Origin of the sequence: Pedobacter sp. GSP4 (assembly GCF_051857575.1) — a bacterium.
Classification (GTDB): Bacteria; Bacteroidota; Bacteroidia; order Sphingobacteriales; family Sphingobacteriaceae; genus Pedobacter.
Window position 1 is genome coordinate 240,868 of sequence record NZ_JBPZIR010000001.1, and the last position, 21,058, is coordinate 261,925.

The 21,058-nt window shown below is 38.8% G+C and carries 25 protein-coding genes; 21 read left to right on the forward strand and 4 right to left on the reverse strand.

What is annotated here, in order from left to right; all coding sequences use genetic code 11:
• Nucleotide 1 precedes the first annotated feature (1 nt).
• From rplX to ACS5PU_RS01035, 19 genes are all read left to right on the forward strand, one after another.
• Nucleotides 2–340 (forward strand): 50S ribosomal protein L24, encoded by a 339-nt coding sequence (gene rplX / locus ACS5PU_RS00945; RefSeq protein WP_439457401.1) that lies wholly within the window; start codon nt 2–4, stop codon nt 338–340.
• Nucleotides 337–903, forward strand: a complete 567-nt coding sequence (gene rplE / locus ACS5PU_RS00950; protein WP_090984040.1) for a 50S ribosomal protein L5 — start codon at nt 337–339, stop codon at nt 901–903. Before rplX ends, rplE begins: the two co-directional genes overlap by 4 nt.
• On the forward strand, nt 903–1,172 hold the full coding sequence (gene rpsN, locus ACS5PU_RS00955; protein ID WP_039475193.1) for a 30S ribosomal protein S14: 270 nt from the start codon (nt 903–905) through the stop codon (nt 1,170–1,172). Before rplE ends, rpsN begins: the two co-directional genes overlap by 1 nt.
• 151 nt (nt 1,173–1,323) lie before the next feature.
• Entirely contained in the window at nt 1,324–1,722 is a 399-nt protein-coding gene (gene rpsH, locus ACS5PU_RS00960) for a 30S ribosomal protein S8 (protein WP_039475190.1), read from the forward strand.
• A 19-nt stretch (nt 1,723–1,741) separates the two neighbouring features.
• The gene (rplF, locus tag ACS5PU_RS00965) at nt 1,742–2,299 is read left to right on the forward strand and encodes a 50S ribosomal protein L6 (protein ID WP_439457402.1); all 558 of its coding nucleotides are present in this window, start codon (nt 1,742–1,744) and stop codon (nt 2,297–2,299) included.
• A 5-nt stretch (nt 2,300–2,304) separates the two neighbouring features.
• A complete protein-coding gene (gene rplR / locus ACS5PU_RS00970; RefSeq protein ID WP_010599894.1) occupies nt 2,305–2,658 on the forward strand; it encodes a 50S ribosomal protein L18 in 354 nt (117 codons plus the stop codon).
• Between the two features lie 17 nt (nt 2,659–2,675).
• The gene (gene rpsE, locus ACS5PU_RS00975; protein ID WP_010599893.1) at nt 2,676–3,194 is read left to right on the forward strand and encodes a 30S ribosomal protein S5; all 519 of its coding nucleotides are present in this window, start codon (nt 2,676–2,678) and stop codon (nt 3,192–3,194) included.
• 4 nt (nt 3,195–3,198) lie between these two features.
• Nucleotides 3,199–3,378, forward strand: coding sequence for a 50S ribosomal protein L30 (gene rpmD, locus ACS5PU_RS00980; RefSeq protein ID WP_010599892.1), 180 nt, complete (start codon nt 3,199–3,201; stop codon nt 3,376–3,378).
• Nucleotides 3,379–3,515: 137 nt separating this feature from the next.
• Nucleotides 3,516–3,962 carry a 50S ribosomal protein L15 gene (gene rplO, locus ACS5PU_RS00985; RefSeq protein WP_439457403.1) on the forward strand — a complete coding sequence of 149 codons (447 nt, stop codon included), beginning with the start codon at nt 3,516–3,518 and terminating at the stop codon, nt 3,960–3,962.
• 7 nt (nt 3,963–3,969) lie between these two features.
• The gene (secY, locus tag ACS5PU_RS00990) at nt 3,970–5,322 is read left to right on the forward strand and encodes a preprotein translocase subunit SecY (protein ID WP_439457404.1); all 1,353 of its coding nucleotides are present in this window, start codon (nt 3,970–3,972) and stop codon (nt 5,320–5,322) included.
• Nucleotides 5,323–5,331: 9 nt separating this feature from the next.
• Nucleotides 5,332–6,117, forward strand: coding sequence for a type I methionyl aminopeptidase (map, locus tag ACS5PU_RS00995; RefSeq protein ID WP_439457405.1), 786 nt, complete (start codon nt 5,332–5,334; stop codon nt 6,115–6,117).
• 71 nt (nt 6,118–6,188) lie between these two features.
• The gene (gene infA / locus ACS5PU_RS01000) at nt 6,189–6,407 is read left to right on the forward strand and encodes a translation initiation factor IF-1 (protein WP_010599888.1); all 219 of its coding nucleotides are present in this window, start codon (nt 6,189–6,191) and stop codon (nt 6,405–6,407) included.
• A gap of 1 nt (nt 6,408) precedes the next feature.
• Nucleotides 6,409–6,525, forward strand: a complete 117-nt coding sequence (gene rpmJ / locus ACS5PU_RS01005) for a 50S ribosomal protein L36 (RefSeq protein ID WP_010599887.1) — start codon at nt 6,409–6,411, stop codon at nt 6,523–6,525.
• A gap of 69 nt (nt 6,526–6,594) precedes the next feature.
• Nucleotides 6,595–6,972, forward strand: a complete 378-nt coding sequence (gene rpsM, locus ACS5PU_RS01010; protein ID WP_010599886.1) for a 30S ribosomal protein S13 — start codon at nt 6,595–6,597, stop codon at nt 6,970–6,972.
• 95 nt (nt 6,973–7,067) lie between these two features.
• The gene (rpsK, locus tag ACS5PU_RS01015; protein ID WP_010599885.1) at nt 7,068–7,457 is read left to right on the forward strand and encodes a 30S ribosomal protein S11; all 390 of its coding nucleotides are present in this window, start codon (nt 7,068–7,070) and stop codon (nt 7,455–7,457) included.
• Between the two features lie 61 nt (nt 7,458–7,518).
• Nucleotides 7,519–8,127, forward strand: coding sequence for a 30S ribosomal protein S4 (rpsD, locus tag ACS5PU_RS01020; protein WP_109929312.1), 609 nt, complete (start codon nt 7,519–7,521; stop codon nt 8,125–8,127).
• 85 nt (nt 8,128–8,212) lie between these two features.
• Entirely contained in the window at nt 8,213–9,205 is a 993-nt protein-coding gene (locus ACS5PU_RS01025) for a DNA-directed RNA polymerase subunit alpha (protein ID WP_025145205.1), read from the forward strand.
• A gap of 96 nt (nt 9,206–9,301) precedes the next feature.
• Nucleotides 9,302–9,829: a 50S ribosomal protein L17 gene (gene rplQ, locus ACS5PU_RS01030; RefSeq protein WP_439457406.1), complete on the forward strand. Its 528-nt coding sequence runs from the start codon at nt 9,302–9,304 to the stop codon at nt 9,827–9,829.
• Nucleotides 9,830–10,168: 339 nt separating this feature from the next.
• The gene (locus ACS5PU_RS01035; protein WP_439457407.1) at nt 10,169–13,138 is read left to right on the forward strand and encodes a glycoside hydrolase domain-containing protein; all 2,970 of its coding nucleotides are present in this window, start codon (nt 10,169–10,171) and stop codon (nt 13,136–13,138) included.
• A gap of 332 nt (nt 13,139–13,470) precedes the next feature.
• On the opposite strand, the gene ACS5PU_RS01040 is transcribed toward ACS5PU_RS01035, so the two are convergent.
• Together ACS5PU_RS01040 and ACS5PU_RS01045 are read right to left on the reverse strand one after the other, a co-directional pair.
• Nucleotides 13,471–14,103 (reverse strand): gluconate 2-dehydrogenase subunit 3 family protein, encoded by a 633-nt coding sequence (locus ACS5PU_RS01040; protein WP_439457408.1) that lies wholly within the window; start codon nt 14,101–14,103, stop codon nt 13,471–13,473.
• Nucleotide 14,104: 1 nt separating this feature from the next.
• Nucleotides 14,105–15,841 (reverse strand): GMC family oxidoreductase, encoded by a 1,737-nt coding sequence (locus tag ACS5PU_RS01045; protein WP_439457409.1) that lies wholly within the window; start codon nt 15,839–15,841, stop codon nt 14,105–14,107.
• Between the two features lie 284 nt (nt 15,842–16,125).
• Between ACS5PU_RS01045 and ACS5PU_RS01050 the strand changes: the two genes are divergently transcribed.
• Nucleotides 16,126–17,313 (forward strand): class I SAM-dependent methyltransferase, encoded by a 1,188-nt coding sequence (locus tag ACS5PU_RS01050; protein WP_439457410.1) that lies wholly within the window; start codon nt 16,126–16,128, stop codon nt 17,311–17,313.
• 113 nt (nt 17,314–17,426) lie between these two features.
• Here the strand turns inward: ACS5PU_RS01050 and ACS5PU_RS01055 are convergent, their stop codons facing one another.
• Nucleotides 17,427–18,002: a murein L,D-transpeptidase catalytic domain-containing protein gene (locus ACS5PU_RS01055; protein ID WP_439457411.1), complete on the reverse strand. Its 576-nt coding sequence runs from the start codon at nt 18,000–18,002 to the stop codon at nt 17,427–17,429.
• Between the two features lie 56 nt (nt 18,003–18,058).
• Nucleotides 18,059–18,418 carry a DUF1304 domain-containing protein gene (locus ACS5PU_RS01060; protein WP_439457412.1) on the reverse strand — a complete coding sequence of 120 codons (360 nt, stop codon included), beginning with the start codon at nt 18,416–18,418 and terminating at the stop codon, nt 18,059–18,061.
• A 449-nt stretch (nt 18,419–18,867) separates the two neighbouring features.
• On the opposite strand from ACS5PU_RS01060, the gene dnaK reads away from it, so the two are divergent.
• Nucleotides 18,868–20,772 (forward strand): molecular chaperone DnaK, encoded by a 1,905-nt coding sequence (gene dnaK / locus ACS5PU_RS01065; protein ID WP_439457413.1) that lies wholly within the window; start codon nt 18,868–18,870, stop codon nt 20,770–20,772.
• The last annotated feature ends 286 nt before the right edge of the window (nt 20,773–21,058 follow it).

Below are 21,058 nucleotides of genomic sequence, written 5' to 3' on the forward strand. Positions count from 1 at the left end.
AATGGGAAACAAAGTAAATACACCAAAACTTAAAATCCGCACTGGAGATTTAGTTAAAGTAATTGCTGGCGATTCAAAAGGTCAACAAGGAAAAGTACTTTCAGTACAAATAGATAAAAACAGAGCCATTGTAGAAGGCATTAACTTAGTATCTAAACATACTAAACCAAATGCTGCAAATCCAAACGGTGGTATTATTAAAAAAGAAGCTGCTCTTCACATTTCTAACCTGATGTTGGTTGATCCAAAATCTGGTAAAGCTACCCGCGTAGGTCGTAAACTAAACGCTGATGGTAAATTGGTTAGAGTTGCTAAAATTTCAGGAGAGGAGATTAAATAATGGCTACACCTAGATTAAAAAGCAAATACAAAGAAGAAGTTGTAAATGCATTGAAAGAAAAATTTCAGTACAAAACTGTAATGCAGGTTCCTAAATTGGAAAAAATCTGTATCAATCAGGGTGTAGGTCGTTTTTCTGTTACTGATAAAAAGATTATGGATACTACAATCGTAGAATTGACTACCATTACTGGTCAACAAGCGGTTGCAGCACAATCTAAGAAAGATATCTCTAACTTTAAATTACGTAAAGGTATGCCAGTAGGTGTACGTGTAACATTACGTGATAACAACATGTACGAGTTCTTAGATCGTTTGATCTCTGTAGCTTTGCCACGTATCCGCGATTTCAAAGGTATTAACGATAAAGGTTTTGATGGAAAAGGTAACTACACATTAGGTGTTACTGAGCAAATCATCTTCCCAGAGATTAATATCGATAAAATCAATAAAATTTTAGGGATGGATATAACTTTCGTAACTTCGGCAAAATCTGACGTTGAAGCGCTTGAGTTATTGAAACAATTCGGATTACCATTTAAAAATCAAAAAACAGCAGAATAATGGCAAAAGAAGGTGTAAAAGCACGCGAAGTTAAGCGCCAAAAATTGGTAGCTAGATACGCTGAAAAACGTGCAGCATTAAAAGCTGCAGGAGATTTCGAGGGTTTAGATAAATTACCTAAAAACTCATCTCCAGTACGTTTGCACAACCGTTGTAAATTAACTGGTCGTCCTCGTGGATATATGCGTACCTTTGGTATTTCAAGGGTAACGTTCCGCGAAATGGCACTAGACGGTAAAATACCAGGTGTTAAAAAAGCATCTTGGTAATATAGCTTAGAGCTGAAAGCTTAAAGTCTAAAGCGAATAAACCCGCTTTAGGCTTTAGTCTTTTTGCTTTTCGCTTAAAAAAAGAATTTTAACCGATAGCAGGTCCTACCGTTGGGTAATGATGGGAAACCACTATCAAAAACAATAAAAAATGAATACAGATCCAATAGCAGATTATTTAACAAGAGTAAGGAATGCCATTAAGGCCAACCACAGAGTTGTAGAAATTCCTGCATCAAACCTTAAAAAAGAAATTACTAAAGTTCTTTTCGACAAAGGTTACATCGCGAACTATAAGTTTGAAGATACTACAGTTCAAGGCACCATTAAAATTGCTTTGAAGTACAATCCAATTACTAAAGTTCCTGCTATTCGTACATTAGTGCGAGTAAGTAAACCAGGTTTGAGACAGTATGCAGGCGTTGAAAATATGCCAAGAGTATTAAACGGTTTAGGTATCGCAATCTTATCTACTTCTAAAGGTGTAATGACCGATAAAGAAGCAGCCAAATTAAACATTGGTGGTGAGGTATTGTGTCACGTTTATTAATATTTAGGAGAACAACACAATGTCAAGAATAGGAAAAGCCCCAATTACAATCCCTTCAGGTGTTACAATTACCGTATCTAACGATAACGTAGTAACTGTAAAAGGCCCTAAAGGTGAATTAACACAAGCAGTAGATTCAGATATCACTGTAAGTCAAGAAGACGGAATTTTAACAGTTCAACGTCCGTCAGAACAAAAGAAACACAAAGCATTACACGGTTTATATCGCTCATTGCTTAACAACATGGTTGTAGGTGTTACAGAAGGTTATAAATTAACTCAAGAATTAGTAGGTGTTGGTTACCGTGCTACAAACACAGGTAATACCTTAGATCTAGTTTTAGGTTATTCTCACCACTATGTATTCCAATTACCAGAAGAGATTAAAGTAACTACATCATCTGAAAAAGGTCAGACTCCTAAAATTATTTTAGAAAGTATCGACAAACAATTGATCGGTCAGGTAGCAGCGAAAATCCGTTCGTTACGTGCACCAGAGCCATATAAAGGTAAAGGTATCAAGTTTGTAGGTGAAGTGTTAAGAAGAAAAGCAGGTAAATCAGCATCTAAAAAATAGTAATCATGGCAGGTAAAAAATTATCAAGAAGAGATCGTATTAAAAAAGGGATCAGAAAAAGACTTACCGGTTCGGAAGAACGTCCAAGGTTATCTGTATATAGAAGCAATAAAGGGATTTATGCGCAGGTAATTAACGATGTAACCGGTACAACAATAGCATCAGCATCATCATTATCGAAAGATTTTGCAGGTACTGGAAGCAAAAGCGACCAATCAGTAGCAGTAGGTAAATTAGTTGCCGAAAAAGCAATTGCAGCTGGTGTAAAACAAGTTGTTTTCGATAGAAACGGCTATTTATACCACGGTCGTGTAAAATCGTTGGCAGAGGGTGCCCGCGAAGCTGGTTTAGTATTTTAATCTGAAGAAAAAGTAAGATGTCAACTATTAATATAAAAAGAGTAAAAACCACCGATATCGAATTAAAGGATCGTTTGGTTAGTATACAACGTGTTGCCAAAGTAACCAAAGGTGGCCGTACTTTCAGCTTCTCAGCAATTGTTGTTGTGGGTGATGAGAACGGTGTTGTTGGTTTCGGTTTAGGTAAAGCGAAAGAGGTAACTGAAGCAATTGCAAAAGGTGTGGATGATGCTAAAAAGAACTTGGTAAAAGTTCCAATTTTAAACGGTACTGTTCCTCACGAGCAAATCGGTAAATTCTCAGGTGGTTTTGTATTGATCAAACCAGCTGCTGTGGGTACCGGTGTAATTGCAGGTGGTGCGATGCGTGCTGTATTAGAGAGTGCTGGTGTACACAACGTATTGGCAAAATCTAAAGGATCATCTAACCCACACAACGTGGTGAAAGCAACTGTTGATGCATTAACTAAAATGCGCGATGCTTATACAGTAGCCCAAACACGTGGTATAGATTTAAACAAAGTATTTAACGGATAATATCATGGCTAAGATCAAAATAACACAAGTAAAAAGCGTTATCGACAGAAGCGAGCGCCAAAAAAGAACCGTTCAGGCTTTGGGTTTATCTAAAATGAACCAAAGTGTTGAGGTTGAAGCTACACCGCAAATTATCGGTATGGTTCGCAAAGTGAACCACTTGGTAGCAATCGAAGCAATTTAAGAGAATTATTAAATGAATGAATTTTGAGTGAATGAATGTGCATATTGCAAAAACATTCAATCATTCAAAATTCAATCATTATTTATTTATCGTTGTACCTGTTTAGTGAAAGCGAAGGGCAACACAAATTCAAAAAAATGAATTTAAGTAATTTAAAACCTGCAAAAGGTTCTACAAAAAACAGCAAAAGAATTGGTCGTGGTACAGGTTCTGGTCGTGGCGGTACTTCAACCCGTGGTCACAAAGGTGCGGGTTCTCGTTCAGGTCACTCAACCAAAATCGGTTTCGAAGGTGGTCAAATGCCTTTACAACGCCGTGTGCCTAAAGTTGGTTTCAAACCAATTAACCGTACAGAATACATCGGTGTAAACTTAGACGTGTTACAGAACTTAGCTGAGAAATTCAGCTTAACAACTATCGATTTCGCTGCTCTACAGGCGCATGGTTTAGCTTCAAAAAACGACTTGGTTAAAATTTTAGGTCGTGGTGAAGTGAAAGCAAAATTAGAAGTTACAGCACATGCGTTTTCTGCAACCGCACAAAAAGCTATTGAAGCTGCAGGTGGTTCTATTGTAAAATTGTAATTATTAAATGAAGAAGCTATTTACTACTTTAAGTAATATCTGGAAAATTCAAGAATTAAAAGAGCGTATATTGTTTACGCTCTTAATTCTTTTGGTATACCGTTTCGTATCTCACGTGGTTTTACCGGGTGTAGATCCAACTGCTTTAGGTGAAAACGAAAAATCAGGACTTTTAGGCTTACTCGATATGTTTGCCGGAGGTTCTTTCTCTCGTGTTTCTATCTTAGCATTGGGGGTAATGCCTTATATCTCTGCATCTATTGTGGTGCAACTATTGGGTATTGCTGTTCCTTCTTTCCAAAAAATGCAGAAAGAGGGCGAAAGTGGTAGAAAGAAAATGAACCAGATCACGCGTTATCTAACGGTAGCGATTACAATCGTTCAATCAGTTGGTTATGTGAAAACACAAATTGTTGATCCACATCCTGCTGCTATTTTAATTGCATCTCCTACATTATTTTATGTTTTGGCGGTAACTGTATTAACTGCAGGTACACTATTCGTAATGTGGTTGGGAGAGAAGATCACTGATAAAGGTATTGGTAACGGTACATCACTAATCATTATGGTTGGTATTATAGCCCGTTTACCAGTTGCAATATCTCAAGAATTTAGTGCACGGGTTGGTTCGGCAAGTGAAGGTGGTGGTCCGGTAGCATTGGTTTTAGAGATTGTTGCTTTATTTGCAGTGGTAATGTTTACCATTTTAATTGTTCAAGGAGTACGTAAAGTGCCTGTACAATACGCTAAGAAAATTGTTGGTAACCGCCAGTTCGGTGGTGTTCGTCAGTATATTCCTTTAAAGGTTAATGCTGCCGGTGTTATGCCAATCATTTTCGCACAGGCGTTAATGTTTATTCCAGGTGCTTTAATGTCATTTGCTCCTTCTTTACAAGGATCATGGTTAATCCAGTTTAGCAACACCACTTCGTTGGCTTATAGCTTAACTTTCGCATTTTTAATTATCGCATTTACTTTCTTCTATACTGCCATTACAGTTAATCCAACTCAAATGAGCGACGATATGAAGAAAAATGGTGGTTTTATCCCAGGTGTTAAACCAGGTTTTGCAACATCAAGCTTTATTGATGATGTAATTTCAAAAATCACTTTCCCAGGTGCGGTATTTTTAGCGATCATAGCTATCTTACCTTCGTTGGCTGTTAAATTTGGAATTAAACAAGAGTTTGCTCACTTCTTCGGTGGTACATCACTTTTAATTTTGGTTGGTGTTGTTTTGGATACTTTACAACAGATCGAAAGTTATTTATTGATGCGCCATTATGATGGTTTAATGAAGACGGGTAGGGTTACTGGCAGAACTGGAGTTCCAGCGGCAAGTAGCAACGCAGCGTTGTAGTTCTAAAGGATGTCTAAAATTTATTACAAATCTCTTGAAGAGATCGAGTTAATAAGAGAAAGTTCCATGCTTGTTTCTAAAACCTTGGCCGAAGTGGCCAAAGTGATAAAAGCAGGCATGACTACTATTCAATTGGATAAGTTAGCTTACGAGTTTATTAGTGACCATGGAGCGATCCCTGCATTCTTAAATTACAATGGCTTCCCCAATTCATTGTGTATTTCGCCAAATGACCAGGTTGTTCATGGTTTTCCAAGTGAATACGTAATACAGGAAGGCGACTTAATTTCGGTTGATTGTGGCGTAATCAAAAACAACTATTTTGGCGATTCGGCCTATACTTTCTCTATCGGGGAAATTGATGCTGAAAAACAGAAGTTGGTTGTGGTTACAAAACGCTGTTTGGAGTTGGGCGTAGAGAAAGCAGTTGCAGGAATGCGTATTGGAGATATCGGTTTTGCAGTGCAGCAATATGCAGAAGCCAATGGATTTGGAGTAGTAAGAGAATTGGTAGGACATGGCGTTGGTGTAAAACTTCATGAAAAACCAGAAGTTCCCAATTATGGAAAGCGTGGCGCAGGGCCAAAACTTGAAGAAGGGATGGTAATTGCAATTGAACCCATGATTAATGCAGGCGTAGCAGGTGTTAAGTTTCATAATGACGGGTGGACGGTAACCAGTAAAGACAATAAGCCATCGGCACATTTTGAACACACAGTGGCTATAAAAAAGGGCAAAGCAGATGTTTTATCAACGTTTTCTATAATAGAAGAAGTTTTACAACAAAAAAAATAAATAATTAAAATTTTTTATTTAATTTTGCAACCCTGTTTAGAAGCAGCTAATTAAGTAACAATCAATAAAATATGGCTAAACAAGCCTCAATTGAACAAGACGGAGTAATAAGAGAAGCATTGTCTAATGCGATGTTCAGGGTTGAACTCGAGAACGGACATGAGATTATTGCGCACATTTCAGGAAAGATGCGGATGCACTACATCAAAATTCTTCCTGGTGATAAAGTAAAACTGGAGATGTCTCCTTACGATTTAACAAAGGGACGCATCACTTATAGATACAAATAAAATGAAAGTTAGATCATCAATTAAAAAACGTAGCGCTGATTGCAAGATTATTCGCCGTAAAGGTAAACTTTACGTTATCAACAAGAAAAATCCTAAATACAAGCAACGTCAAGGGTAATTAAAAATATTGTAATGTACCGTACAACGGTGGCCCGCCGTTCGGACTTACTTCAAAACATAAATAAATATGGCAAGGATTTCAGGTATTGATTTACCAAGAAACAAAAGAGGAGAGATCGGTTTAACCTATATCTACGGAATTGGTAGAACAACTGCACAACGTATTTTAACTACTGCAGGTATCGATTTGAACAAAAAAGTACAAGACTGGTCTGATGATGAGTTATCAGCAATCCGTACAATGATCAACGATGAAATTAAAGTAGAAGGTGCTTTACGTTCAGAGGTTCAGTTAAACATCAAACGTTTAATGGATATTGGTTGTTACCGCGGTTTACGTCACAGAAAAGGTTTACCTTCTCGTGGTCAGCGTACTAAAAACAACTCACGTACTCGTAAGGGTAAGAGAAAAACAGTTGCTAACAAGAAAAAAGCTACTAAGTAGTAAATAAATGATTGAATTTAGAATGATTGAATATTGAATGAATCCCATTCTCTCATTCACTCAATCAAACATTCTCTCATTCAGTAATAAAAAACATGGCTAAGAGTAAAAAAGTAACAAAAAAACGTATCGTTGTAATTGAGCCTGTTGGTCAGGCGCATATCAATGCTACCTTCAACAACATCATCGTTACCTTAACAAACAACAACGGACAAACCATTTCATGGTCGTCTGCTGGTAAAATGGGCTTTAAAGGTTCTAAAAAGAACACGCCGTATGCAGCTGGTCAAGCAGCTTCAGATTGCGGTAAAGTTGCGTTTGATTTAGGTTTACGTAAAGTTGAAGTATTTGTAAAAGGTCCAGGTTCAGGTCGTGAATCTGCAATCAGAACTTTGCAAGTAGCAGGTATCGAAGTAACATCTATCAAAGATATTACTCCACTTCCTCACAACGGATGTCGTCCTCCTAAAAAGAGAAGAGTTTAATTAATTTTAAAGCTAAGAATCTCCAGCTACAGGTTGGATGATACTTTAAAAACAGAAAAAAATGGCAAGATATACAGGCCCAAAATCAAAAATCGCCCGTAAATTCAGAGAACCAATCTTCGGTCCTGATAAGGTGTTAGACAGAAAAAATTATCCTCCTGGGCAACACGGCTCATCAAAAAGAAGAGGAAAACAATCTGAATATGCAATCCAGTTAATGGAGAAGCAAAAAGTAAAATATACTTATGGTGTATTAGAAAAACAGTTCAGTAACTTGTTTAAAAAAGCATCTTCTCGTGCTGGTATTACCGGTGATAACTTACTTCAGTTATTAGAAGCACGTTTAGATAACACAGTTTACCGTTTAGGTATTGCAACAACCCGTTCTGGTGCACGCCAGTTAGTTAGCCATAAACACGTAACCGTGAATGGTGAAGTTGTAAATATCCCTTCATATCAGTTAAAAGCTGGCGATGTGGTTGCTGTTCGTGAAAAATCTAAATCTTTAGAATCAATTAGTAACTCAGTTGCAGGCAGAACAATTAACAAATTTGCTTGGTTAGAGTGGAATGCTAGTGAATTAACTGGTAAATTCTTAACCTACCCACAACGTGATGAGATTCCTGAAAACATCAAGGAAAACTTAATCATCGAGTTATACTCAAAGTAATAAATAATTTAGTTAATTACCTCCAAAGGGTAATTAACTTTTTTCATGTTACTATATATTCAATAACGAATTTAAAAAAATATAAATGGCAATTTTAGCATTTCAGAAACCAGACAAAGTGATCATGCAGAAATCAACCGATTTCGATGGCACATTTGAATTTCGTCCTTTAGAGCCCGGTTTCGGTGTAACAATTGGTAATGCCTTAAGAAGAATTTTACTTTCTTCGTTAGAAGGTTATGCTATTACTACTATTCGTTTTTCAGGCGTTTCTCATGAGTTTTCTACCATGAAAGGTGTTGTAGAAGATTTAACTGATATTATCTTAAACTTAAAACAAGTTCGTTTTAAGAAAACTGGTGATTCAGGTGATTCTGAAAAAGTTTTCATCATCGTTAATGGTCAAGATCAGTTTAAAGCTGGCGATATCACTAAATTCTCTAACAACTTTACAGTTTTAAACCCTGAGCACGTAATCTGCAATATGGATAAATCTGTTACTTTGGAAGTAGAATTAACCATCAATAAAGGACGTGGTTATGTACCTGCTGAAGAAAATAAAGTTGCTGATGCTGTTGTAGGCGTTATTGCAATCGATTCGATTTATACTCCGATGAAAAATGTAAAATACACGATCGAAAACTTTCGTGTTGAGCAAAAAACGGATTATGAAAAATTGGTTTTAGATATCTCTACTGACGGTTCAATCCATCCAGAAGAAGCATTAAAAGAGGCGGCTAAGATCCTTATCCAACACTTTATGCTGTTCTCTGATGAGAATTTGGTATTAGAATCTCAGGCTAAAGAAGAAACTAAAGAAGTTGATGAGGAAATTTTACACATGCGTAAAATCCTTAAAACTGAATTGGTAGATATGGATCTTTCAGTTAGGGCATTAAACTGCTTAAAAGCTGCTGATATCCGTACTTTGGCAGATTTAGTTTCTTACGATGTTGCTGATATGTTAAAATTCAGAAACTTCGGTAAAAAATCTTTAACAGAGATCCAAGAACTGGTAAAATCAAAAGGTTTATCATTTGGTATGAACCTGTCTAAATTTAAATTAGACGAAGAATAAGCGCATGGCGCCATGCGCTAAGCGTTAAATAAACTATTATTTAACAGTGTATAATTCCCTCTGAGACAGAGACGGTATACACTTAATCAAAGAACAATGAGACACGGTAAAAAAGTTAATCACTTAGGCAGAACCGACAGCCACAGAAAAGCGATGTTAGCTAACATGGCTACTTCACTTATTAAAGCAAAAAGAATTACTACAACTTTAGCAAAAGCTAAAGCTTTACGTACTTATGTTGAGCCAATTATCACTAAATCAAAAAATGATACCACTCACTCACGTCGTACAGTATTTGCTTATTTACAAGATAAAGAAGTAGTAACAATCTTATTCCGCGAAGTGGCTGAGAAAGTTGCAAACCGTCCAGGTGGTTACACTCGTATCATTAAATTAAACAATCGTCAAGGTGATAACGCTGAGATGGCTTTAATTGAATTGGTAGATTATAACGAAGTTTATGGTAAAGATGTAGAAGCTAAAGAAGAGAAGAAAACAACTCGTCGTGGTAGAAGCAAAACTGCTGCTGCTCCTAAAAAAGCTGCTGAAGCGAAAGTTGAAGTTGCTGAAGAAGCTGCTCCTGCTGAAGAAGCTCCAGCTACTGAAGAACCAAAAGGAGAATAATTTATTCACCTTAAGATTTGGAAAGTCCTGTTCGAAAGAGCAGGACTTTTTTTGTGTGCCTGTCATTCTGAACGTAGTGAAGAATCTATAAGCTATAGAACACTGAATTCAACAAAAAGGTAGACCCCAATTATAATGATTTTTAGGTATTCGAATTTAAGCGTCAATAAGAAAATGATTTTTCGCAGCGCTCAGAATGACAACGCATTATAGGAATTAACCAATAAACGAATGCCCAATGAACTAATCAACCAACAAAAGCAAACGTTTGTCTCATTTTTTCATTACATAGTATTTTTTTAGCTAGGTATCTATAAATTAGCCTAAAACAAATTAAAAATGAAATTTAGGCTTTTTCTACTGTCCTGTTTACTGTGGCAGTTATCTCTTCACGCGCAAACAATAAAATATAACGATGGTAAGAATGCTTGGAATGCAGATTCTTTGGGTAACCACAGGGTTGCTGTTCAGTATACTGGTACCGGCAAAATTGCACATGCTAAAATAAATTGGCGCAGGCGGGATGAACACCCTGAAGCAAAAGCAATTATTGTTCAGGATGCCAGTGGTAAAAATATTCCTGTTTTTGGCACTGATCAACTGACGAGAGAAAGTGCTGATGTTTATTTTGAAGCTATAGGGCCCGGGAAATATTACATCTATTATCTTGCTTATAAAAACGAAGGTAGAAGCAACTACCCCAAGGGAGTTTATCTAAAACCTAAACAGGTAAATCAGGACTGGTTAGCGAAGGCAAAGCAGGTTAAAGTAAATGCTGCTGTACTGGAAATTCAATCTATTGATGCTTTTAATTCATTTTACCCAATGGAAGTAATTGCTACCGCGCAGGAAACGGCGGCAATTAAAGCTAAATATGCTTCAGAAGCTTTTATCGTTTTTCCTGAAGACAGGATATACCCGATCAAGATGCAAAACGACCTGCCTTACCGTTGGATACAAAAAGGAGCGATAAGCACTTTTACCGGCACGGCCAGTAAGGGCGAAAACTATGCTTTTCAATTGGGAGTATTTGCACTAAAGGACCTCAAAAATGTAACGGTTAGCTTTGGCGACTTAAAAACAGCGAATGGTAAAGTAATTTCATCGCAATTTATCAACTGTTTAAATACAAATGGAACAAGTTACGATAACAAAGCATTGGTTGAAACCGTTAACGTAGTTTCTGGTAAGATACAGCCCATGTGGATTACCGTTAATATACCAAAAAGCACTGCTGCAGGTATTTATAGTGGCAAATTTACAGTGAAGGCCAACGGAAAATCTAAAATAATCGATGTCAAAATTACTGTTGGAAATGAAATTTTAGCTGATGCGGGTGTTGGAACACCAAATAAACAGACCCGCCTAACCTGGTTAAATTCTACCTTAGCGCAGTCTAACACGGTTGTGGCACCTTATACTCCCCTAACAGTTGATGGAAATGTGATTTCACTATTAGGTAGGAAGTTCGAAATTAATACGGACGGTTTTCCTAAGCAGATCCAAACATTTTTCAATGCAGAGATGACCGCTTACAGTGATAAGCCCAACAATATTTTAGCTGAACCCATTCACTTTCACTTTTTTAATACGCCTAAAACACAAGAGAAATTTGTTCCGGCCAATTTTCAAATTACAAGCAAGGAAGCAGGAACGGTAAAATGGACTGCAACCAACACTTCCGAAAATATAAAAATGGATGTTGAAGGGGCTTTAGAATTTGATGGTTATGTACACTATACGGTTAAAGTAACGGCGTTAAAAGATGTAGATTTTAGCAATGTTGATTTTCATATTCCATTTGATAAAGGCTCTACCAAGTATTTAATGGGCCTGGGCGAAAAAGGAGGAATTAGACCCGATACTGTTAAGTGGAAATGGGATGTAGCCAATAAAAACCAGGATGCTGTTTGGATAGGAAATGTAAATGCAGGCCTCTATTACAACTTAAGAGACGAGCAGTACGTTCGCCCGCTTAATACCAATTTTTACCTTCAGAAGCCTTTATTGTTGCCTAAATCGTGGGGAAATGGAGATAAGGGTGGAATCCAGATCAACGTGAAAGGCAGCTCGATGCTGGCCGATAATTTTACCGGATCAAGGAGTATGAAAAAAGGCGAGGTGCTTTATTATAATTTCAACCTGCTGATTACACCTTTCCACTTAATCAATACCGAATTTCAATGGGATAACCGTTTTTATCATAAATACGGTGATTTAGATTCGATTAAAGCAAAAGGGGCAACGGTAGTGAATATTCACCATGCTACACCGATTAACCCTTGGATCAATTATCCATTTATTGAGTGGAAAAAGATGAAAGGTTATATTGGTGATGCACACTCAAAAGGGTTAAAAGTGAAAATTTACAATACCGTGCGTGAACTTTCTAACCATGCTTACGAATGGCCTGCTTTAAGAAGTTTGGGTACTGAGGTATATTCTCCAGGTAAAGGTGGTGGCTTTAGCTGGTTGCAGGAACATTTGGATTCTAATTACATTGCGGCCTGGTTTGTACCCGAAATTAAGGATGCAGCTGTAATTAACAGCGGAATGAACCGTTGGCACAATTACTACGTAGAAGGTATGAACTGGTTGGTAAACAATGTGGGCATTGATGGTGTGTATCTGGATGATGTAGCCTTCGACCGTGTAACCATGAAAAGGATTAAAAGGGTATTAACGCAGAACAACCATCCGGGAATTATTGATCTGCACTCTGCCAATCAGTACAATAAGAGCGATGGCTTTAACAATAGTGCCATTTTATACCTTGAGCATTTTCCATACCTTAACCGTTTATGGTTTGGCGAATATTTCGATTACCAAAAAAATAACCCAGATTTCTTTTTAACGGAAGTTAGTGGAATTCCTTTTGGCCTGATGGGAGAGATGTTGGAGGATGATGGAAACCCATGGCGCGGAATGATCTACGGTATGACAAGCCGTTTAGGCTGGTCGGATAAGAGCGACCCGAAACCATTGTGGAAAGCTTGGGATAATTTTGGCATAAAGGGATCTGAAATGATCGGTTACTGGAGCGAAAACTGTCCGGTTAAAACTGACAATCCTAAGGTATTGGCAACCGTTTATAAAAAACAGGGAAAAACAATGATTGCCCTAGCCAGCTGGGCAGAGGGCGACGTTAAGGTTAATTTAAACATCGATTGGACCAAATTGGGCTTAGATGGCAGTAAAGTTAAAATTACGGCCCCAGCAATTGATAAATTCCAAACCGCAGGAAGTTACCCAGAAGGAAAATCGGTACCAATTGAAAAAGGAAAAGGTTTGATTTTGATTGTGGAGTAATCTCGATAATATGTTACCGTCATTTCGAGCGTAGCACAGCGAAGTCGAAATGACGGTTTGTTTTAATCATCCTAAACCATAGTCCTCTGTCTCAACGGGGATTATGAACCTACACATTTGTAATGCGTTTCTTTATCAAGATCGATACAATCGATCAGCTCGTTCATCCCGATTAATCGGGACGATGGTACAAAAAAATAGGTGTGGGTTTAAACCCACACCTATTTTTTGTTGATCCCAAGAAATCTGTTTCAAGTTAGATTTAGCTTCGCTGAGCACTGCGTGGTTCTACGCTTCACTGCGTTTCGGTCGAGATGACGGTTCTTTTTATATTATACCTTTACATTTTCCATGCCGTACTGTTTCAGTACATCGGCTGGAACACCGGCCCATTGGTTTGGTGTGTTGCCTACGTAGCCAATGTCTTTCACGCCCATTTCTGTTGTGTAAAAGCCCGATGCGGTTAAATTTCTCATCCTGTTGAAAAAGGTTACACCTGCCTGCATTTCTGGTCTGGCTTTTTTCGGGTAAGCAATTTCATCCACAATCGAAATCTGCTGCTCGGCTGATGCCTCTACAAATGATTTTTGAAATTTATTGAAACAATATACATCCAGCCATTTAAGACCACCGCGCATCGGCACCTTATGCTCAGGAATATCTTTTACGATAAACTCGATAAATTCGGGAACTTTGGCATCAGATGCGCTGCCTGAAACATCATCTTTAGGGATAATGATATCGGCCAAAACCGTAATGGTAGCCATTTCATGTTTAGTGAAAAAGGTCTCCGATTTTAAGTTTTTATCGCGGTCTAGTTCCCACTGCTCTCTTCCAGCTTCTTTTGCCGTTTCTTCTGGTGCAACAGCTTCAGTTTTTGTTTCAGGTTGTTTACAGGCATCTAAAAGTACAGTTGTACTGATTGCCGTTAAACCTAATGCTTTTATGGAATCACGTCTGTTCATGTTAAATGTTTTGTTTTTTCTTTTGAGCTAAAATATATTCGGCGGTACGCATAGAAAGTGCTAAAATGGTCCAGGTGGCATTTTTATCACCCTGCTGAACAAAAGGCCCTGCATCAACCACGAATAGGTTTTTACAATCGTGTGCCTGGCAATATTTATTCAATGCCGATTTTTTAGGGTCATCGCCCATTCTTATGGTACCTACTTCGTGGATAATTTTACCCGGATTGAGTAAGCCATAATTGGTATCGGCACCTTGAATTTCGGAGGTAACTACTGCGCCCATTTCTTTCATAATGGAAAGGAAAGTTTCTTGCATGTGTTTAGCCTGCAGAATTTCATCTTTGTCCCACTTATAGTTAAACCTTAAAACGGGGATACCATATTTATCAACCGTATTCGGATCTATTTCGCAATAGTTGCTTTCTCGGGCAATTGCTGTACCGCGGCCGGCCATGCCAACCCCAGTGCCATAAAAACGGCGGTAATCATCTTTTAACGATTTTCCGTAACCGCCAGCTTCTTTCATTTTGCCATCCCTTCCGGGTACCATACCGTTCATTTGTGCTACACCGCCACCAAAACCATATGCTGGCATGCCCATTCCTCCCCAATACTCTATATGATAGCCACGAGGGAAGTTGAGCTTACGGTTATCCAACCACCAAGGCGAATAAATGTGCACACTGCCAAGGCCATCTTCGTTATAACGTTTCCTATCCATTAACTGCGGCAGAAAACCCGAAACGCTGGCTCCGGTAGAATCGTGAAGGTATTTTCCAACTACACCACTGCTATTGGCCAGGCCGTTTGGGTGCGAGGTAGATTTTGAATTTAATAATATACGGGCCGATTCGCAGGCACTGGCGCCCAAAATAACCAGTTTACCATTTACCTGGTATTCTTGCAGATCTTTACGGTTTACATACGAAACACCTTTTGCGGTACCATCTTTATCGGTAATCACTTCTCGTACCATGGCATCGGTAATTACCGTAAGATTGCCGGTTTTTACCGCTGGGTTTACCAGGCATGAAGAAGAAGAAAAATCGCCGTAAACTTTACAGCTTCTGCCGCATTGGCCGCAGTAAAAGCAAGGTGCGCGGTCGTTGTTATTGGGCAAAGCTTCGGTAAGCACCGAACCACGGCCTGTAATCACCTTTACCCCGGCTTTTTCTGCTCCTTTTTTAATAAAAAGTTCGTTTAACCTTGGCTTAGGCGGTTTCATGAATATGCCATCCGGTTCATTTTCCAAACCCTCGGCTGTTCCATAAATACCGATCATGCGGTCAACTTTATCGTAAAATGGTTTTACATCGGCATAGGTAATCGGCCATGCATCGGTTAAACCATCTTTCGGTTTAAAATCTTCAGGACCCATTCTCAGCGAAATCCTTCCCCAGTGGTTCGTACGGCCACCAAGCATCCGCGAACGGAACCATTCAAATTCGCTTTTGTTCTTCTGGGTGTAGGGCTCGCCTTCTAGCTCCCAGCCACCATAAGAAGCATCAAAATCGCCAAACGGACGCACAGTACCTGCACCACGGCGTGGCGATTCCCAAGGCCATTTCAATTGATGTGAATCTAATCGTGGATCGAAATTTTGACCGGCTTCGAGCATTAAAACCTTTTGGCCCGCGTGCGCCAGTACATACGCCGCCATCCCGCCACCAGCACCCGAGCCAACAACAATGGCATCGTAAACGGTTGGCGATTTTTTTATCTGAAAGTCACTCATGAAATATGGTTAGCTATTTTTATACTCTAATCTAAAACTTAATTTTTTTAAATAAAAGCGTTCGGCTTCTTTGGAATCAATATAGATAATGTGGTAAACGCATATCTCTAAATCGTATTATGTCATTAATTAGTTTAAGGCAACCCGAGCGCTTTTTGAAGTGTAAATTCTTTCCGTTTTTCCTGCACACCTCTTCCATCAGCTTTAATATGGTCTCTCTATTGTTACATTATTTGCTAAATGTTCAGCTCCGGATAAACTTGATTATCTTTGCAATCAAATCAATGCCAGTGTCAGAATACATCAACCAATTTATTGCCGCTTTAAAAGAGCGTTTGGGTACCGAAACTTTCGTAAAGATTTCTTTAGGAAACTATAAAGGGGAGGAGGAAGCCTTAAAGCAATTGTTAATCCGCAAAGTAATCATCAAGCGTGAAGAGAAACTGGCTTTTACCTATCGCTATAAAACCCGCGATGTGGTGAAAAACTATGCTATTGATGAAGCTACGGAGCTGATTGTTGCTTATCTGGAAAATGGTTTTAAAATAGCTACCCTGTTTACCACTGATAAAGATCTTATTTTGGAGGAGCTGAACAATGGAAAAATTGTTTTGAGGGAAATCAAAGCATCTACTACAGCAACACCTTCTGCAAGCCACGATAAAGAAAAGGCCAGGTTGATTAAGCCTGATGCTAAATCATATTTAACCGAACTGAAAATCACCGATGAAGCAGGAAAGGTTTTTAAAAATGCACAGGATAAATTCCGCCAGATTAACCACTATATTGAAATTTTAAGTGCCTTGATTAAAGAGCTGCCGGCAGGAACCATAAAAAAGGTTGCCGATATGGGCTCTGGAAAGGGATATTTAACATTTGCTTTGTACGATTACTTACATTCGGTTTTAAAACTGGATACGGAAGTGGTAGGCGTAGAGTATAGGCACGATATGGTTGAGCTATGCAACCAGGTTGCCGGTAAATCTGCTTTCGGCAAATTAAATTTTGTGCAGGGAACGATTGAAGATTACCAAGCTGCTGATGTTAATTTATTAATTGCGCTACATGCCTGCGATACTGCCACCGATGACGCGATTTTTAAGGGCATTAAGGCCAATGCCGAATTGATTGTTGTTGCGCCTTGCTGCCATAAACAGATCCGCAGGGAAATTGAACAGCACAAAGTGAAGAATGATGTTTCTTTTTTAACGAAATACGGCATTTTCTTAGAACGCCAGGCAGAAATGGTTACGGATGGGATACGAGCACTGATTTTAGAATATTTTGGCTATAAAACAAAGGTTTTCGAATTCATTTCTGATGCGCATACGCCAAAGAATGTGCTTGTTGTGGGGGTTAAGGGCAAAGCGCTAAGCGCAGAGCGAAAAGCAGAGATTTTAGAGAAGATTAAAGCAAGCAAGGCCTATTTCGGAATTGGTTACCATCATTTAGAGAGGCTGCTAGAAATATAGTTTTTCTAATGTAGTCGTCATGCTGAATTTATTTCAGCATCTATCATGTATTTATAAAATATGTGGGACCCTGAAACAAGTTCAGGGTGATGATCGCTTTGTTTAGTTGGTTTCTAAGAATAAATCCAAAGCAATACCGGCTTTTTTTTGGTTTTGAGCAATGCATCTATTTTCCTCATGGTAACATCTGATAAAACCGGGCAACCGGCACTTTGGCCAAATAAGGTTTGCGGATAAATTTCATGATTGGGGACAGGACTGTAGGAATGTAAAACCACAATACGTTTAAAAGCATTGCTGTTAGTTTCTTCTAATCCGTACATTTTATAGTGGATATTAATCCCCCAGTTACTATAGGCACGGCCTTTAACTTTATATTTCCCTAGCGAAGTGCAATAACTTCCTTCTTTATTGCTGAAAACCGGCCGGGTTGGCGTACTTCCGCCACCAACGCCGTGGGCGCACAAGCCTTCGATGATAATTGCTCCTTGCTTAAAATTGTAAACAAAAAGCCTGTTTTTGCCTGAATGGATGCTCATATCAACCATAATAGCGATTGAAGTATCCATGTTGTTCTCCTTGCAGAAAGCTAAGGCATCCTTAATTTTATCCGCACTTATTTTGTTATTGGCAACAGGCTTAAACCCGAAGAGCGTGAATAAGATGAGAAGAGCAAATAACCTTTGCATAAATAATTAATGTTGGGAGGGGGCTTGGCCGGTGTGACACCGACTAATAGCGTTACTTATAAGTGCAATAAAATTAACGCTACCAATGCCGGGATGGATTGCACGTAAAGAATTTTCTTACTGGCTGTTGCAGCGCCGTAAATTCCGGCAATAATTACGCAGGTTAAAAAGAATATAGCTACATAAAATTTCCAGTGATGATCGTTTATACACAGCGACCAAATTAAGCCTGCTGCTAAAAAGCCGTTGTACAAACCTTGGTTTGCGGCCAGTGTTTTGGTGGGTACAAATAAATCTTTAGGGATGGTTTTAAACACTTTCGGAGCCTTGGTTGTCCAGGCAAACATTTCTAGCCAAAGAATATAAATATGGATCAAGGCTATTAAGCCGACTACAATTTGAGCTGCTAACTGCATTATTTTTTAAGATTATATGATTTAGGTGATTACACCGATTGACTTATGTTATAATAAAGATATAAAACTTTGGGTTATTTTTTTTACTGGCCGCTGTTAATAAACCCGGATAGGAGCGAGCACGAGTGGAACGAAGTAAAGCGGATAGCGGGGCTGCTGCTCCCGAAGCACTACTGACATTCATTTTCAAATTATTTTAAGGCATTCGTCCCGCTTTGATCTTTGGCTTTTTTACTTTAGTCTTTCTGCTTTAGTCTTTGATCGTCCCCTCATCCATCTGCCATCCTACATTTTCCTTCCCTTTCTGTCATGCTGTCAGTAAACGATAACTCCTTTTTTTACATTTTATCAGTCTTTTACCCATATTTTCTGCCAAAAACCAATTGGCACAAGCATTGTTTAATAGGAGTAGAAATTATAATACTTTAAAAAGAGAAATTAAAAATACAATGGGAAAAATTATTGGAATAGACTTAGGAACAACAAACTCTTGCGTAAGCGTAATGGAGGGCAACGAGCCTGTAGTTATCGCAAACAGTGAGGGTAAACGTACTACACCGTCTATTGTTGCTTTTGCAGAAAACGGTGAGCGTAAGGTTGGCGAGCCTGCTAAACGTCAGGCTATAACCAACCCAACAAAAACGATATATTCGATTAAACGCTTTATGGGTAACAGCTACGACGAAAGTGCGAAAGAAGCTGGGCGTGTACCTTATAAAGTGGTTAAAGGTGATAACAATACACCACGTGTAGAAATCGACGACAGAAAATATACTCCACAAGAGATTTCTGCCATGATTCTACAAAAAATGAAAAAAACTGCTGAAGATTTCTTGGGTCAAGAAGTTACAGAAGCAGTAATTACTGTACCAGCTTATTTTAACGATGCACAACGTCAGGCTACTAAAGAAGCAGGCGAAATTGCAGGTTTAACTGTAAAACGTATCATTAACGAGCCAACTGCAGCTGCTTTAGCTTACGGTTTAGATAAAGCACACAAAGACATGAAAATTGTTGTGTTTGACTGTGGTGGTGGTACACATGACGTTTCTGTATTGGAATTGGGTGATGGCGTTTTTGAGGTAAAATCTACTGACGGTGATACACACTTAGGTGGTGATGACTTTGACCACATCATTATCGATTGGTTAACTGAAGAGTTTAAATCAGAAAACAGCATGGACCTTTCTAAAGATCCAATGGCTTTACAACGTTTAAAAGAAGCTGCTGAGAAAGCTAAAATCGAGTTATCAAGCACAACTTCTACTGAAATTAACTTACCATACATTACTGCTGATGCTAGCGGCCCTAAACACTTGGTACGTACATTATCACGTGCTAAATTTGAGCAACTGGCTGATAGCTTAATCAAACGTACCATCGATCCTTGTAGATCTGCTTTGAAAAATGCTGGTTTAAGCACAAGTGATATCGATGAAATTATCTTAGTTGGTGGTTCAACACGTATTCCTGCAATTCAGGATGCTGTTAAAGCTTTCTTCGGTAAAGAGCCAAGTAAAGGTGTTAACCCTGATGAGGTTGTTGCAATTGGTGCAGCTATCCAAGGTGGTGTGTTAACCGGTGATGTGAAAGACGTATTGTTATTAGATGTTACGCCTTTATCATTAGGTATCGAAACTATGGGTGGTGTAATGACTAAATTAATCGAGTCGAACACAACTATACCAACCAAAAAATCTGAAACTTTCTCAACTGCAGCTGATAACCAGCCTTCAGTAGAAATCCACATTTTACAAGGTGAGCGCCCAATGGCTGGTCAGAACCGTACAATTGGCCGTTTCATTTTAGATGGTATTCCACCAGCACCTCGCGGTGTGCCTCAGGTAGAAGTATCTTTTGATATTGATGCTAATGGTATTTTACACGTAAGTGCTAAAGATAAAGCTACAGGTAAAGAGCAAAAAATCCGTATCGAAGCATCTTCAGGTTTAACTGATGCTGAGATCAAAAAAATGAAAGAAGAAGCTGAAGCTAATGCAGCAGATGATGCTAAGCAAAAAGAAGAAGCTGATAAAATTAACGGAGCTGATGCTTTAATCTTCTCAACAGAGAAACAGTTAAAAGAGTTTGGTGATAAATTATCTGCTGATAAAAAAGCCCCAATTGAAGCTGGTTTAGAGAAATTAAAAGCAGCTCACTCATCTCGTAACTTTGCTGATATCGATGCAGCTTCTGCAGAATTGCAGTCGGCATGGAATGTGGCTTCAGAAGAAATGTACAAAGATGGCGGTCAGCCTCAAGGTGGCGAACAACCACAAGCAGATGGTCAGCCTCAAGGTGGTGGCGATAACGTTACCGATGTTGATTTTGAAGAAGTGAAAGAAGAGAAATAAGTCTTCAATCCTGGGTCGAGAGTCTTGGGGTTATAAAATAAAAAGCGTTCCGATTTTTACATCGGAACGCTTTTTTTATGCTAGACCTCGCAGGTTTTAAAAACCTGCGAGGTCTGAGATGACATTTGTTTTTTTTGAAAACGAACGGTCCTATACTTTTCTGGAACTGCAGTCCCGCCATTCGCTATAGCCCTGATGATCCCGATCAAAAATCGGGTGGGGGCTGTCGCTGCTGTCGTGTTTATGGAGGAGGAACTGTGCTTTTGGCCAGGCATAAATAGCGATA